This is a genomic window from Kytococcus schroeteri, assembly GCF_042433515.1.
In the GTDB taxonomy this organism is placed as follows: domain Bacteria; phylum Actinomycetota; class Actinomycetes; order Actinomycetales; family Dermatophilaceae; genus Kytococcus; species Kytococcus schroeteri.
This window is the reverse complement of the sequence record NZ_JBHLVH010000027.1, coordinates 169,233-182,711: the sequence shown is the minus strand read 5'-3', so window position 1 is coordinate 182,711 and position 13,479 is coordinate 169,233. Positions and strand designations below refer to the sequence as shown.

Here is a 13,479-nt window from a genome sequence, read left to right as displayed (position 1 = left end):
CGATGGCCAACCACTGGTCGAACCCCCTGTCCAACCACCTACCCCCACACTAGTACACACAACCGACCTACTGCAACCCCACCATCGAACATGTGAACGACCTGACGCCCGCGCCCGCACCACCACCCACCCTGTGGACAACCCCCCCTCGCGCCCTCGCCGGCCTCGCCCTCCGGGGTGACCGTGACACGGCGCTGGCCAGGCATGCCGCCGCCGCGGCCGCCGCCCTGGGGATCGTCCGCCCGGAGGGGTCGGGTGAGTGGGTGGTCACCTGCGTCGCCCTCGGTGTGGGAGCCCTCGTGGGCCAGTGGTCCCGCCTCGACGCGGGCCGGGCCAGAACCGCTCCGCCTCAGTGCCTCCCGTCCCGCCAGGGGGACGCCGGGTAGGTGCCCAGCACGCGCGTGTCGGTGGTGAAGAAGGTCAGCTCCTCCAGCGCCCCGGCCAGGGCAGGCTCCTCGGGGTGGCCGTCCACCTCGGCGAGGAACATCGTGGCCGTGAACCGCCCGTCGAGCATGTAGCTCTCCAGCTTGGTCATGTTGATGCCGCTGGTGGCAAAGGCGCCCAGCGCCTTGTACAGGGCGGCCGGGTGGTTGCGCACGGTGAACACGAACGTGGTCACCAGCGGCCCGGCGTCGCGCGGCGGCACGACGGCCTCGCGGCTGAGCACCACGAACCGGGTGGTGTTGTGCGCGGCGTCCTCCACGCCCTCGGCCAGCACCTGCAGCCCGTGGATCTCCGCGGCCAGCGGCGGGGCGAGTGCCGCCCGGGCGGGGTCGCCGGCCTCGGCCACCTCGCGGGCGGCGCCCGCGGTGTCGCCGGCCACCACGGTGTCCCAGCCGTGCTCGCGGATGATGCGGCGGCACTGCCCCAGCGCGTGCACGTGGCTGGCCACGGTGCGCACCCCGTCCAGCGTGGCGCCGGGAAGGCCCAGGAGCGAGAACCGGATGCGCAGGAAGTGCTCGCCCACGATGTGCAGCCCGCTGGCCGGCAGCAGGTGGTGGATGTCCGCCACGCGCCCGGCCAGGGAGTTGTCGATGGGGATGACGGCCAGCTCGCACTCGCCGTCGGTCACCCGCGTGAAGGCCTCCTCGAAGGAGGCGCAGGGCACCGTCTGTGCGTCCGGGTGGTTCTCGCGGACGACGAGGTGTGAGTTGGACCCGGGCTCTCCCTGGATGGCGATGTGCTGCATCGTCAGATCGTTCCACGCGCAGTCGGTGCCGACTGCCAGACTGCCTCCACGCCCTCCTCCCGCGTCGCCCACGACGCCTCCGCCCTCGCCGGATCGACCCCGTCATCGAGGTCCGGGGCCTGGTCAAGGCCCTCGGCCACGCGCGGGCCCTGGACGGCCTGGACCACACGGTCGCCCCCGGCGAGGTGCACGGATTCCTGGGCCCCAACGGGGCGGGCAAGTCCACCACCATCCGCGTCCTGCTGGGCCTGATGCGGGCCGATGCGGGCACCGTCCGCCTCTTCGGCGGGGACCCGTGGGCCGATGCCGCGGCCCTGCCCCGGGTGCTCGAGGGGCGTGTGGCCGGCACCGACACCTCGGTGGGGTGATGGCCAACGAGTTCGCCATGGTCGTGGCCTTCGGGGCGGATGCCCGGGGTGCGGCGGTCTACGGTGCCGGCCTGTTCGGTCTGGGGTTGGGCCACGCCGCTGGGCTGGGTGGACCAGGCCCGTGCCTTCGGGGACGCCCGCTGGTGGCCGGTGGGCCTGCTGCTGGTGACTGCCACGTTCCTCGTGGCCGCGGCGGTGGCGCTGCACGCCCGCCGTAACGTGGACGCCGCCCTGCTGCGCGCCCGCCCGCGCCCGGACCGCGCGTCGTCCCTGCTGCGCACCCCGTTCGGGCTGGCGCTGCACGAGCACCGTGGGGCCCTGCTGGGCTGGACCCTCGGGCCCTTCGTGCTGGTGGCCGCCGGGTTCGCGGGCTTCCGGCGCCGCGACGTCCCGCGCGGCTGAGCGGCGCCCGCCGCCCCCTCACTCCACCCGCACGCGCCCGTCCTCGTCGAGGTCCACGGTCTGCACCTCCACCAGCACCGGGTGGTCGTGGTCGCCGTCGCGCACCTCGCCGGTCCACCAGCTGGCCTCCAGCTCCTCCCCGTCCACCCGCAGCAGCGCCACGTTGTTGGTGAACCACGGCCCGGCCACGTCGCGCCACCGCCAGGGCTGCGCCGGCACGTGCGCCGAGCGCCCCGCCATCGCCCCCAGCGGCACGGCCAGTCCGTGGGCCAGCACGGCCGTCGCGTAGCGCATCACGGTGGGCAGCGGGTTGCGGATGGGGCTGCACACCAGCTGCAGCACGCGCATCTCCGGCGCCTCCCCGGCGGCCGCCTGGGCCCGCTCGTCGTCGGTGAGGTCGTGGTCGTCCAGCAGCGACGCGGACTCCACCTCGGACACGTACGAGTGGTGCACGTCGCCACTGAGGAAGAGCACGGACCGCGGCACCGGCCCCCGCTCACCGCGCGCCAGCTCGCCCACCATCGCGCACACGCGCAGGAACGAGGCGTGGAACGCCGCCCAGTGCTCCAGGTCCACGGTGGTGCGCAGCCACTCGGCCACGGCCGCGGCGCGCTCCCCGAAGACCCCGTTGCCCACGGCCTCGTTCCACGCCTCCAGGTGGTGCAGGCCGCGCGGCAGCAGGAAGGGCAGCGAGGTGCCCACCACCACGTGCTCGATGCCGTCGGCGCCCCGCAGCTGGTCGCTGAGCCACTGCATCTCGCGCTCGTCGAGCATCTGCCGCTCGCCCCGCTCCATCACCCGTGCGGCGCGGGAGTCCACCACGACCAGGCGGGTGGCGCCGATGTCGCGGGCGTAGGACCACCGGTAGGTGTCGGGGTGCTGGTCCACACGTTCGGCGAAGGCGTCGAGCACCTCGGTGACGTCCGGGTGGGGGTCGGTGCGCTGCCGCGAGACCACCTCCCGCCAGATCTCGTCCTGGGCGCGCTCGGCCACCGAGAGATTGCCCAGGTGCTGGTACACCCAGTACGAGCCCAGCGCCGCCACGATGCGGTCGTGCCACCAGTCGGTGGCCTCCATCTCCTCGCGCCAGGCGGCGGAGGTGTTCCAGTCGTCGCGCACGTCGTGGTCGTCGAAGATCATGAGGGTCGGCAGGCTGGCCAGCAGCCACCGCACCCACGGCTCGCCCCAGGCCAGGGAGTACAGGTGCGCGTACTCCTCGTAGTCGGCCAGCTCCTTGCCGGGCCCCTCGTCGAGCGAGCGGCGCGAGGCGATGAACTCCTGCATCGCCTCGCTCGTGGCGTCGGCGTACACCTGGTCGCCGAGCAGCAGCATCATCTCCGGCAGGGCGGGTGCGTCCTCCCGGCCGAGGGCGTTCGCCATGCCCAGGGTGCGCAGCGCGTCCACGCCGTGGGTGCGGTGCCCCTTCGCGTCGTGGCTCACCGAGGTGCGGCACGAGCCGAAGCCGAGGTCCACCGCGGCGCCGGGCGTCAGCGTGTTGAGCCGCGGCGCGGGGCGGGGGTCGTCGGCCTCGGGCCAGGCGCGGGCGTCGTCCACGAGCACCTCGTAGGTGCTGTCCAGGCCGGAAGGGAGCCCGGTGAGCTCCACGACGGCGTAGTGGTGCCCGTGCGCGCTGAAGGTGCTGGCCGATGCCGTGTGCTCCCCGGCGCGCACCTCCACCCGGGCGGGGGCGTCGGTCTCCACCCAGATCGCGGCGGACCCGTGGTCCACGTGGCGCAGCAGGGGGCCGATGACGATGGAGGCAGCCATGCGGCCAGTCTCGCAGCCACCGGGAGGTTGTCGGTGCCGGCTGCCACGCTGTGGGTTCAGCACCCTGGTGGCCACCGGGGCGCCGGCCACCAGCCCAGGAGGATGCCGTGTACCTGCCCGCCCAGCACGACGAGCCCACCACCCACGCCGAGTACGTCCGCCAGCTCGCGGAGTCGCTCCGGGCAAGCGCGTACGGCCTCACCGAGGAGCAGGCCCGCCTCACGCCCTGCCGCAGCGCGCTGAGCATCGGCGGCCTGCTCAAGCACCTGGTGCACGTGTACGCCGAGGTCGTGGGCGCGGAGGTCGTGCACCCGGACCGGGTCCCGGCGGACCCGGTCGAGGCGTTCATGGCCAGCTTCACCCTCCGCGAGGACGAGACGCTCGCGCTGACCCTGGCCCGTTTCGACGAGGTGATGGAGGCCCTCGTGGAGAACCTGCGCACGGCCGACCCGGGCGAGGTGGTGGAGCAGCCGGCCATGCCCTGGTTCGGTGTGGACGCCCCTGCGCGGGTGTGCGCGCGCTACCAGCACGTGCACGTGGTGGAGGAGCTCGCGCGCCACGCCGGGCACGCCGACATCGTCCGGGAGCAGATCGACGGCGCGACCTCTCCGGAGCTGCTGCTCGCGGTCTGGGGCCAGCCGGGCAACGACTTCGTGCAGCCGTGGCGCCCGGCCGGGGAACGGGGCGCCTGATGCCCTCCTACCGCCTCGTCGCCGACGTGCTCGCCGTCCGGGGTGACACCCCGCCCTCGAAGGTGCTCGACATCGCCCGGGAGGTGGTGGGCCGCACCCACCTGGTGGAGAAGGTGTCCCTCGACATGCCCCGTGGCGTGCCCCAGGTGACCGTGCGCTGCGTGGTGGCCGAGTCCAACGACGACGCCGAGGACCACGAGGCGTTCGACTTGGCAGCGCGCTATCTCGCGGAGATGTCCGAGGTGGTCCAGATGCCCCGGGTGGAGGTCCGGCGGCGCGTCAAGGGGCGGTTCGTGCCCGTCAACCGCCCGCGCTGAGGGCGCCCGGGGCGTCCTGCCACCCCACCCCTCCCGGCCGTGACCTGCATCACGCGGGGAGTAGGCTCGCGGCATGAAGATCGCGTTCCTGGGACTCGGAAACATGGGTGGCCCGATGGCCGCCAACCTCGTCAAGGCCGGCCACGACGTCACGGGCTTCGACCCCGTGCCCGCCGCCCGTGAGACCGCGCAGGGCAACGGCGTCACCGTGGCCGAGAGTGGCGCGCAGGCCGTGGCCGACGCCGAGGTCGTCATCACGATGCTGCCCAACGGCCAGCTGGTGCTGGACTCCTACGGCGAGATCGTCCCGGCCGTGACCGGCCAGGACGTCCTGTTCATCGACTCCTCCACCATCGACGTGGAGTCCGCCCGCAAGGCGGCCGACATGGTGCGCGAGGCGGGCCACTCCAGCATCGACGCCCCGGTCTCCGGCGGCGTGGTGGGCTCCGAGGCCGGCACACTCACCTTCATGGTCGGCGGCACCGACGAGGCCTTCTCCCGTGCCGAGCCGGTCCTGCAGGCCATGGGCCGCAAGATCGTGCACTGCGGCGGTGCGGGCAATGGCCAGGCCGCCAAGATCTGCAACAACATGCTGCTGGGTGTGCAGATGATCGCCGTCTCCGAGGCCTTCGTGCTCGGCGAGAAGCTCGGCCTGGACCCGCAGGCCTTCTTCGATGTCGCCTCCACCAGCTCCGGCCGCTGCTGGGCCCTGGACACCAACTGCCCGGTGCCGGGCCCGGTCGAGGGATCGCCGGCCAACCGCGACTTCGAGGGCGGCTTCGCCTCGGGCCTCATGCTCAAGGACCTGAACCTCGCGCAGGACGCCTCCGAGCTGGCCGGCGTGGACACCGCCTTCGGTCGAGCGGCCCGCGACGCCTACGAGCGCTTCGTCGACATCGACGGTCCCCGGCGCGACTTCGGGGCCGTCATCACCGCCATCGAGAGCGACACGCTCAACGGCTGACCGCACGGCACCGCCGCCCCGGCGGTGCCGTGGCGCCGGACCGGAGGGCCTCACCCCGCCGGGGGTACCGGGCGGAGCGGGGCCCTCCTACCCTGTGCGGGTGAATCAGCAGCCCGGCCAGCCCCATCCGCAGCACCCCCAGGGTCCGCCGCAGGACCCCTACGCCCCGCAACCGCCGTACGGGCAGTACGCCCACCCTGCCCCGACGGGGTACGCACCGGGGCCGTACGCCCCGCCCCCTTACGCGCCGGGGCCGTACGGCCCGCCGGCCCCCGTCTCGTCGGTGCGTCCGGACGCCGAGTTCCACGAGCTCACCCGTGGCCCCCGCCGTGCCTGGTGGCGCCCCGTCGTGGCCCTGCTCCTGTGGATCCCGGTCGGCATCGTGGTGGCACTCGTCGCCATCGTGGCCATGCTCGCCCCGATGCTGTCCATCGAGAGCCAGCGGCAGGGGTTCGAGCAGGGTGGTGACGGCATGCCGGAGGTCTTCCACCCGCTGACCTTCCTGGGCATGAACGCCGGCCTGGCCGTCCTCGTGCCGGCGGCCGTCGGCGTGCTCGCCCTGGCCTACTGGATGCGGCCGGGCTTCGCCTCCTCGGTGGCGGGGCGCTTCCGCTGGGGCTGGGCGCTGCGTGTGCTCGTGGTGCTCACGCCGTGGTGGGTGCTCTACCTGCTCGGGACGGCCGCGCTGGCCGGTGAGAGCTTCACGCCGCACCCGCACCGGTACTTCTGGTGGATGCTGCTCGTGGTGGTGCTGACCACGCCCCTGCAGGCGGCCGGCGAGGAGTACCTGTTCCGCGGCTTCGTGATGCAGTGGTTCGGCAGCTGGATCCCGTGGACGTGGCTGGCCCTGGGGCTGTCCACGGTCACCTCGGTGAGTCTCTTCGCCCTCGCGCACGGCTCGTTGGACCCCTGGGTGCTCGCCGACCTGGGCCTGTTCGCCCTCGTGGCCCTGGTGATGATCGTGCGCACCGGCGGCATGGAGGCGGCCGTGGTCATGCACTCGGTCAACAACGTGACGCTCATGGTCATCTCGCTGTTCTTCGGCGGCTTCGAGGACGGCTTCGTGGGCGGCGACACCACCTCCACCCCGGCGGTCCTGCTCATGAGCGTGCTGCTGCAGGGCGTGGGTCTGGCGCTGGTGGAGTGGCAGTGGCGCTGCAGCGGGCTGGGCAACCGCACGGCCGCCGGCCCGGAGGAGCTGCTGCACCCCCGCGACCGCGTGGGGGCCGCCGCCCGCTGACCACGCACGGCCGCTGGCCGGCACGCACTGAAGGGGCCGGAGCGCATCAGCGCTCCGGCCCCTTCAGTGCGTGGAGGGCGGGGAACCACCACCCGGTCCCGTCCTCCGGTACCGCTCGGGCCCCTGCGCCCTGCGATGCCTGAACAGTACCCAACTCGCTAAGGCAAGGCAAGCCTTACTCGACGATGCGGTGAGAGGTGAGCTGTGGGCCGGTCGGGCGGGCTGGCGGGGCTGCGGGAGGTGGTGGTCCGGAGGGGTGTCCTATCGGCCGATAGGTCGACCGAATCCCAGTCACCCGCCTGCGTATCGGTCGACCTATCACGCGATAGGACACCCCTCCCACGAGGGCCGGGGTCGCCTCACGGCCACGTGGTCAGGTGGCCGCGCGTGCCGGTACGCGTCCGCGCGGCACCACCATCGGCGTGCCGGTCACGGGGTCGTCCACCACGAGCGAGTCCAGCCCGAACACCTCGCGCACCGTCTCCTCCGTGATCACCTCGCGCGGCGTCCCGGCGGCCACGAGCTGCCCGGCGGCCATTGCCACCAGGTGGTCGGAGACCCGCGCGGCCAGGTTGAGGTCGTGCAGCACCATCACCACGGTGGTGCCGCGCTCGACGTTGAGCTGCGCCACCAGGTCCAGCACGTCCACCTGGTGGGCCAGGTCGAGGAAGCTCGTCGGCTCGTCGAGCATGAGCACGTCGGTCTGCTGCGCCAGCGCCATCGCGATCCACACGCGCTGCCGCTGCCCGCCCGACAGCGCCGCGACGGGACGGTCGGCCACGCCCAGGGTGTCGGTGCGCCGCATCGCGTCCTCCACCGCCTCGTGGTCCGCCGCCGACGCGGGCCGCCACGCCGCGCGGTGCGGGTGCCGGCCGCGAGTCACCAGCTCGGCCACCGTGAGCCCCGCGGGCACGAGCGGCTGCTGGGGGAGCAGCCCGATGGTGGTGGCCACCTGCCGGGTGGGCAGGGAGTGCAGGTCGGTGCCGTCCAGCGTCACCTGTCCGCCCGCTGGCTTCAGCAGCCGCGCCAGACCGCGCAGCAGGGTGCTCTTGCCGCACCCGTTGGCGCCCACCAGCGTGGTGATGGCCCCGTCGGGCACGTCCAGGCTCACGCCGTGCACCACCTCGGGGCCGCCGTAGGAGAGCCGCAGGTCGCGGCAGGCGAGTCGGGCGGTCATGAGGACATCCACCTCCGAGAGGTCAGGAGCAGGCCGAGCAGGAAGGGGCCGCCGGCCAGGCCGGTCACGATGCCCACGGGCAGGTTGCCGCCGGGGGCCAGGTAGGCGCCGGTGTAGTCGGCCGCCAGGAAGATGCAGGCGCCCACCAGCCCGGCGCCCAGCACCGTGGTGCGCCCCTGGTTGAGGGCGCGCGCGATGGGGCCGGCCAGGAAGGCGAGGAAGGCCGCCGGGCCGCACACGGCGGTGGCGGCGGCCACGAGCAGCACGGCCAGCAGCATTGCCAGGCCACGCAGGCGGGTGGGGTGCTCGCCGAGGCCGGTGGCGAGGTCGTCGCCCAGCTCCAGCACGCCCAGGCGCGCGGTGGTGGCCACGAGCAGCGGGAGCAGCACCGCGACCAGCAGCGCCAGCACCCCGATCTCGCGCCACAGCACGTCGTTGACGCTGCCGGAGAGCCACACCACCGCGTCCTGCGCCTTGTGCAGCTCCGTGCGCAGCAGCAGCCAGTGGATCCCCGCCATGAGGGCGGCCGAGAGCCCGATGCCGGTGAGCACCATGGTGTGCGCGGCGGCATCGGCCGGGCCGCGCCGTGAGAGCAGCACCAGCAGGCCGGTCACCGCCAGCCCCCCGCCGGCTGCGGAGAGAGCCACGGCCGGGCCGGTCCACTCCAGCACCACGAGGGCGAAGAGCGCGCCGAAGCTGGCGCCCACGCTCACGCCCACCACGTCCGGGCTGGCCAGCGGGTTGCGCAGCACCGACTGGAAGGTGGCGCCGGCGGCCCCGAAGGCCAGCCCGGCCACCACGGCGGCCGCCGCGCGGGGCAGCTTGGACTCCATCACCAGGAAGCTGGCCACGGGGATGTTCTCCCCGCCCAGGATGCGCAGGAAGTCCGGCAGGGTGACGGTGTAGTCGCCCAGCAGCACGCGGGCGGCGAACAGCGCCAGCAGCAGCACGGCCAGGCCACCCAGCACGATGCCGTGGCGGCGCCCCACCGCGCGCAGCGTCCGCCGCGGGCTCGGGGCGGACTGCGGTGCCGGCGCCCCCGCGCGCTCGGCCCCCCCCGCGTCGTGGCACTCATGTGTGCACCCTTCGACGGGCCACCAGCAGCACCAGCGCGGGTGCCCCGATGACGGCGGTCATGATCCCCACGGGCACCTCCGTGGGCGGCAGCACCACGCGGCCCAGGGTGTCGGCGGCCACCACGAGGGCCGCGCCGAACACCGCGCTGCCCAGCATCACGCGGCGCTCGTCGGGGACGGTCAACGAGCGCACCAGGTGCGGCACCACGAGCCCCACGAACGCGATCGGCCCGGCCAGCGCCGTGCCGGCGGCGCACAGCATCACCGCGCCGGCGGCCACCACCAGCCGCACCAGCCCGACGCGCTGCCCCAGGCCGCGCGCCAGGTCGTCGCCCAGCGCCAGGGTGTTGAGCCACCCGCCGGCCGGCAGGGTGAGCACGAACCCGGCCACCAGCACCGGCGCCACGGAGGCCACCAGGCCCAGGTCGCGTCCGGCCACGGTGCCCACCTGCCACACCCGGAACACGTCGAGCGCGGCCAGGTCCACCACCATCAGCCCCGAGCCGAGCGACCCGGCGGTGGCCGCGAAGGCCGCCCCGGCGATGGTGAGCGTCACCGGCTGCGCCCCGCCCGGTCCCGCCGCGGCGATGCCGTAGACCACCACGGCGGCCAGCGCCGCCCCGGCCAGGGCGAACCACACGTACTGGCCCTGCTCGTGCAGTACCCCGGTGGTGAGCCCGAGCACCACGGCCAGCGCCGCGCCGGAGTTGACGCCGAGGATGCCGGGGTCGGCCAGGGGGTTGCGGGTGAGGGCCTGCATCGCGGCCCCGGCGCACCCCATCGCGGCACCGACGAGCACGCCGAGCACGGTGCGGTCCACGCGCGCCTCGACGATGCCGGCCGCCTCGCCGCCGCCCCGCGCAGGGCCGACCAGACGGCACCGACGGGCACCACCGTGGCACCCACCGCCAGCGAGGCGAGGACGGCGACGGCCACGGCCACCAGCCCACCCCCCAGCAGGAGGGCGAGCCGGCGGCCGTGGCCGTGCGGTGCGAGGTGCGAGGTCACTCGGCGGACGACGCCCCGGCCGAGGAGCCCTCGCTCGAGCCCTTGGCCTTCTCGGCGGCCTTGGCCAGCTCGGGCACGAACTTCTCCAGCGCGGTCGGGATGCTCAGCGGGGTGGGGCTGGACATCGGGAAGGAGGCCACCGGGTCGGTGGCTGCCACGTACGAGCCGCGCTGGAAGGCCGGGATGGCGGCCAGCTGCTTGTTGCCGGTGACGGCCTTCTCGGTGCCGGCCTCGTCGGCGTAGAACACCACCACGTCGGCGTCCACGGTCCTGGCCTTCTCCGCGGAGACGTCCACCTGGAAGGACTTCTCGTCCTTGCTCAGCTCGCCGATGAGGGGCGCGTTGACCATGCCCAGCTCCTCGAGCATGCGCGGGCGGTTGTCGGTGGTGGTGTACAGCGCGAACGTGGACAGGTCGGTGGGGGAGAAGGAGGCCCACGCCACGGTGGCGCCCTTGAGCGCCGGGTACTTCGCGGCGGTCTCCTCCACCTGCTTCTCGGTGTCGGCGATGACCTTCTCGGCCTCGTCCGACTTGCCCAGGGCCTGGCCGGTCATCTTCGTGGAGTCCTGCCAGCTGGTGCCCCAGGCCACCTCGGGGTAGGCCACCACGGGGGCGATCTTGCTGAGCTTCTCGTACTCCTCGGGCGTCACGCCGGAGTTGGTGGCCAGGATGACGTCGGGCTGCAGCTTGACGATCTCGTCCACCGGGGCGCCGTCGGCGTCGGAGTAGCGGGTGATCTCGGCCTTCGGGTCGAGCTCGTTGACCTTCTTGTCGAACCAGTCGGTGGACTTCTTGGCATTGCCGCCCCAGGTGATCTGCGGGGCGCCGGTGGGCACGACACCCAGAGCGGCCACCACGTCGTGGTCGGACCAGCCGAGGGTGGCCACCTTGGTGGGCTGCTGCTCGATGGTGGTCTCGCCCAGGGCGTGCTTGACGGTCACCGGGAAGGCGGCGTCCCCGCCCTCGGAACCGCTGCTCTGACTGGAGCTGCCGGAGGCGCCCTCGGAGGGCTTCTCCTCACCGGCGGGACCGGTGGAGCAGGCGGTCAGGGTCAGGCTGGCGGCGGCCAGGACGGCGCCGGTACGCACGATGCGCATGGGTCTCCTCGGGATCTACCGACGCGCCACCTCGATGCGAGGGGAAGGCAAACCTGACCCTTGCGATGCGGTGGGCGCCGGCGCCCGAACTCCGCACCGGTGCTGATCTCGCCCTGCCACCCGCGCCGAACTCCGCACCGGTGCCGAATTCGCCCTGCCACCCGCGCCCAATTCCGCACCGGTGCGGAATTGGTGGTGGGCCCCCGCCGGGCGCCTCAGCCGCGCGACACCTCCGGCAGCCGCAGCCCGAGCGCCGATCCCAGCACGCCCAGCGCCGCCAGGAAGGCCAGCGGCCACCAGGGCGTCACTGTGGCCAGGGCGCCGGCCACCGCGCCGGCGGCCAGCAGCACCACCCCGATGATCGTGTTGCCCGCTGCGGTGTAGGCGGTGCGGGTGTCGCCCGCGGCCATGTCCACCAGGTAGGTCTTGCGGCCGGTGCGCACCCCGGTGTGGGCCAGCGTCACCAGGAAGTAGGCCACCGGCAGCACCCACGCCATCGGCCCCGGGGGCAGCACGGCGGCCAGCAGCAGCACCACCAGCACCACCGCGGTGGCCGCCCCGGAGGCCACGGCCATGAGGCGCCGGCTGGAGCGGTCTGCCGCGCGCCCCACCAGCCGCCCGCCCACGAGCGAGGCCAGGCCGGTGCCCAGCACGAAGGGAGCCAGCCCGGTCAGGGGAGTGGTGCCCTGCGTGGCGGCCGCGGCCACCAGGAAGGTGGGTGTCAGGGCGGTCACCAGCAGCAGGGCGCGAACGGTGACGAAGGCCCGGAAGTCCGGCGCATCGCGCCACAGCGCCCACGGGCTCACCGGGGTGTCGGCCTCCCGGGTGTCACCGGCCGGCTCCTCCACCCGGTTCCACAGCACCGCCGTGCCCACGAACAGCAGCGCCGCGCCGGCCGCCAGCCAGGCCAGGTGTTGCGGCGAGGTGCCCTCGCCGGCCAGGCGCAGCCCCACGCCCACCGTGAGCGCCAGGGCGCCGGCCACCACGGTGGCGGTGCCGGTGAGCTGCCCGCGCTGCCCCTTGGGCACGGTGCGCCCCTGGGTGTCCTTGCTCGCCAGCGAGGTCAGGGCGCGCCCGCTGGCCAGTACCGCCAGACCGGCCAGCACGCCGAGCCCGGCGCCCAGCCCGGTGAGCAGGGCCAGTGCCAGCGCGATGCCGGCCGCGCCCACCGCCTGCGCGAGGCCCCCGACGGCCACCAGCCCGTGGCGCCGCCGGTGCGAGACCACCCACGGCGTGAGCGCGGCCTGCGGCAGCATCGACCCGGACTCGCGCACCGGCACGAGCAGGCCGACGGTCCACCCCGGCGCACCGAGGCCGGTGAGGGCCCAGGTGAGCACGGTGGGGGCGTGCACCAGCTGGTCGGCGGCGTTGAGCAGCGAGGTGGCCCCCAGGATGCGCAGGCCGTTGCGGGGCAGGGCCTCGGCGGCGGTGGGCTCCAGCTGCTCGGTGCCGGCGTCGGGGTCCTCCACCACGGCGTCCCACGCCCGGCTGAACTCGCGGTCACTCACCATCGGGGGTCTCCTCCGGGGTCGGCCAGAGGGCCTCCACGGCGGCGCGGAAGTCCTCGGGGGACGGGGTGCCCAGCAGGGTGCTCTGCACGATGAAGCCCTGCCCCAGGGCGAGCAGCGCCGGCAGGGCCCGGCGGGCCTCGGTGGCGGCCGCCGCGGGGGTCAGGCCGCGCCCGTGGGTGAACCACGCCTCGAGGTAGGTCAGCGCCCCCTGGCTCACCTCGGCGAACACCGCGCCGGTGCGCTCGCGCAGCGCCTCGTGGTGCGCGGCCGAGGCCCAGATGTCCAGCACCAGGGCGGCCTCGCGCCCCTGGGGCAGCTGGCCGACGAAGGCGCCCAGCGCGGCGGCGGGGTGGGGCACGGGGCGCTCCTCGGCGAGGGCGGCCATGCTCGCCAGCCGGGTGCGGATCACCTCCACGGCCACGGCCACCACCAGCTCGTCCTTGCTGGCGAAGTAGCCGTAGATGGCACCGGCCGAGAGGCCCGACTCCTCGATGACGCGGGCCATCGACGTGGCCTGCAATCCGTCGCGGAGCATGGCGGTGCGGGCGGCGTCGACGATGCGCTGGCGCTGCGCCTCGCGGCGCTGGGGGGTGAGGCGGGGCATGTGAGACACCTTACAGAGCGGTCGTTCTTTTTGCGCTCGGGGTGCCGCGGTCCTACGCTGGCGAACA

Annotated in this window: 13 protein-coding genes and 1 pseudogene; 6 read left to right on the top strand and 8 right to left on the bottom strand. The window is 74.1% G+C overall.

The genetic code is table 11. The annotated features are described in order from the left end of the window. Nucleotides 1–349 precede the first annotated feature (349 nt). Entirely contained in the window at nt 350–1,189 is an 840-nt protein-coding gene (locus tag ACFFHC_RS11065) for a prephenate dehydratase (RefSeq protein ID WP_379805414.1), read from the bottom strand. A 92-nt stretch (nt 1,190–1,281) separates the two neighbouring features. On the opposite strand from ACFFHC_RS11065, the pseudogene ACFFHC_RS11060 reads away from it, so the two are divergent. Together ACFFHC_RS11060 and ACFFHC_RS11055 are read left to right on the top strand one after the other, a co-directional pair. Then, nucleotides 1,282–1,518 (top strand): annotated as a pseudogene (locus ACFFHC_RS11060) (ATP-binding cassette domain-containing protein); the annotation flags it as partial. 102 nt (nt 1,519–1,620) lie between these two features. Next, the gene (locus tag ACFFHC_RS11055) at nt 1,621–1,959 is read left to right on the top strand and encodes a hypothetical protein (protein ID WP_141494633.1); all 339 of its coding nucleotides are present in this window, start codon (nt 1,621–1,623) and stop codon (nt 1,957–1,959) included. 18 nt (nt 1,960–1,977) lie between these two features. On the opposite strand, the gene ACFFHC_RS11050 is transcribed toward ACFFHC_RS11055, so the two are convergent. Next, nucleotides 1,978–3,726 (bottom strand): DUF7800 domain-containing protein, encoded by a 1,749-nt coding sequence (locus ACFFHC_RS11050; RefSeq protein WP_101849369.1) that lies wholly within the window; start codon nt 3,724–3,726, stop codon nt 1,978–1,980. A 107-nt stretch (nt 3,727–3,833) separates the two neighbouring features. Here ACFFHC_RS11050 and ACFFHC_RS11045 point away from each other — a divergent pair, with 107 nt between their 5' ends. The 4 genes from ACFFHC_RS11045 (at nt 3,834) to ACFFHC_RS11030 (ending at nt 6,939) form a co-directional block, all read left to right on the top strand. Then, nucleotides 3,834–4,418 carry a mycothiol transferase gene (locus ACFFHC_RS11045; protein ID WP_070704497.1) on the top strand — a complete coding sequence of 195 codons (585 nt, stop codon included), beginning with the start codon at nt 3,834–3,836 and terminating at the stop codon, nt 4,416–4,418. After that, nucleotides 4,418–4,735: a hypothetical protein gene (locus tag ACFFHC_RS11040; RefSeq protein WP_141494634.1), complete on the top strand. Its 318-nt coding sequence runs from the start codon at nt 4,418–4,420 to the stop codon at nt 4,733–4,735. Before ACFFHC_RS11045 ends, ACFFHC_RS11040 begins: the two co-directional genes overlap by 1 nt. 73 nt (nt 4,736–4,808) lie before the next feature. Next, entirely contained in the window at nt 4,809–5,699 is an 891-nt protein-coding gene (gene mmsB, locus ACFFHC_RS11035; RefSeq protein WP_141494635.1) for a 3-hydroxyisobutyrate dehydrogenase, read from the top strand. 100 nt (nt 5,700–5,799) lie between these two features. Further along, the gene (locus ACFFHC_RS11030) at nt 5,800–6,939 is read left to right on the top strand and encodes a CPBP family intramembrane glutamic endopeptidase (protein ID WP_379805407.1); all 1,140 of its coding nucleotides are present in this window, start codon (nt 5,800–5,802) and stop codon (nt 6,937–6,939) included. A 373-nt stretch (nt 6,940–7,312) separates the two neighbouring features. Here the strand turns inward: ACFFHC_RS11030 and ACFFHC_RS11025 are convergent, their stop codons facing one another. From ACFFHC_RS11025 to ACFFHC_RS11000, 6 genes are all read right to left on the bottom strand, one after another. After that, complete coding sequence (locus tag ACFFHC_RS11025) at nt 7,313–8,116, bottom strand: ABC transporter ATP-binding protein (RefSeq protein WP_101849373.1); 804 nt, start codon at nt 8,114–8,116, stop codon at nt 7,313–7,315. Continuing rightward, nucleotides 8,113–9,105, bottom strand: coding sequence for a FecCD family ABC transporter permease (locus tag ACFFHC_RS11020; RefSeq protein WP_379805404.1), 993 nt, complete (start codon nt 9,103–9,105; stop codon nt 8,113–8,115). Before ACFFHC_RS11020 ends, ACFFHC_RS11025 begins: the two co-directional genes overlap by 4 nt. An 82-nt stretch (nt 9,106–9,187) precedes the next feature. Next, the gene (locus tag ACFFHC_RS11015) at nt 9,188–10,012 is read right to left on the bottom strand and encodes a FecCD family ABC transporter permease (protein WP_379805402.1); all 825 of its coding nucleotides are present in this window, start codon (nt 10,010–10,012) and stop codon (nt 9,188–9,190) included. Nucleotides 10,013–10,196: 184 nt separating this feature from the next. Beyond that, complete coding sequence (locus ACFFHC_RS11010) at nt 10,197–11,297, bottom strand: iron-siderophore ABC transporter substrate-binding protein (RefSeq protein WP_070703460.1); 1,101 nt, start codon at nt 11,295–11,297, stop codon at nt 10,197–10,199. A gap of 215 nt (nt 11,298–11,512) precedes the next feature. Beyond that, nucleotides 11,513–12,808, bottom strand: a complete 1,296-nt coding sequence (locus ACFFHC_RS11005; RefSeq protein ID WP_070706038.1) for a hypothetical protein — start codon at nt 12,806–12,808, stop codon at nt 11,513–11,515. Beyond that, nucleotides 12,798–13,412: a TetR/AcrR family transcriptional regulator gene (locus ACFFHC_RS11000; protein WP_141494639.1), complete on the bottom strand. Its 615-nt coding sequence runs from the start codon at nt 13,410–13,412 to the stop codon at nt 12,798–12,800. Before ACFFHC_RS11000 ends, ACFFHC_RS11005 begins: the two co-directional genes overlap by 11 nt. Between the last annotated feature and the right edge of the window lie 67 nt (nt 13,413–13,479).

Excerpts from the sequence above, each read along its gene's own strand:
- ACFFHC_RS11065 (WP_379805414.1), bottom strand. The coding sequence starts at position 1,189 with ATGCAGCACATCGCCATCCAGGGAGAGCCCGGGTCCAACTCACACCTC.
- ACFFHC_RS11050 (WP_101849369.1), bottom strand. The coding sequence starts at position 3,726 with ATGGCTGCCTCCATCGTCATCGGCCCCCTGCTGCGCCACGTGGACCAC.
- ACFFHC_RS11040 (WP_141494634.1), top strand. The coding sequence starts at position 4,418 with ATGCCCTCCTACCGCCTCGTCGCCGACGTGCTCGCCGTCCGGGGTGAC.
- mmsB (WP_141494635.1), top strand. The coding sequence starts at position 4,809 with ATGAAGATCGCGTTCCTGGGACTCGGAAACATGGGTGGCCCGATGGCC.
- ACFFHC_RS11025 (WP_101849373.1), bottom strand. The coding sequence starts at position 8,116 with ATGACCGCCCGACTCGCCTGCCGCGACCTGCGGCTCTCCTACGGCGGC.
- ACFFHC_RS11010 (WP_070703460.1), bottom strand. The coding sequence starts at position 11,297 with ATGCGCATCGTGCGTACCGGCGCCGTCCTGGCCGCCGCCAGCCTGACC.
- ACFFHC_RS11005 (WP_070706038.1), bottom strand. The coding sequence starts at position 12,808 with ATGGTGAGTGACCGCGAGTTCAGCCGGGCGTGGGACGCCGTGGTGGAG.
- ACFFHC_RS11000 (WP_141494639.1), bottom strand. The coding sequence starts at position 13,412 with ATGCCCCGCCTCACCCCCCAGCGCCGCGAGGCGCAGCGCCAGCGCATC.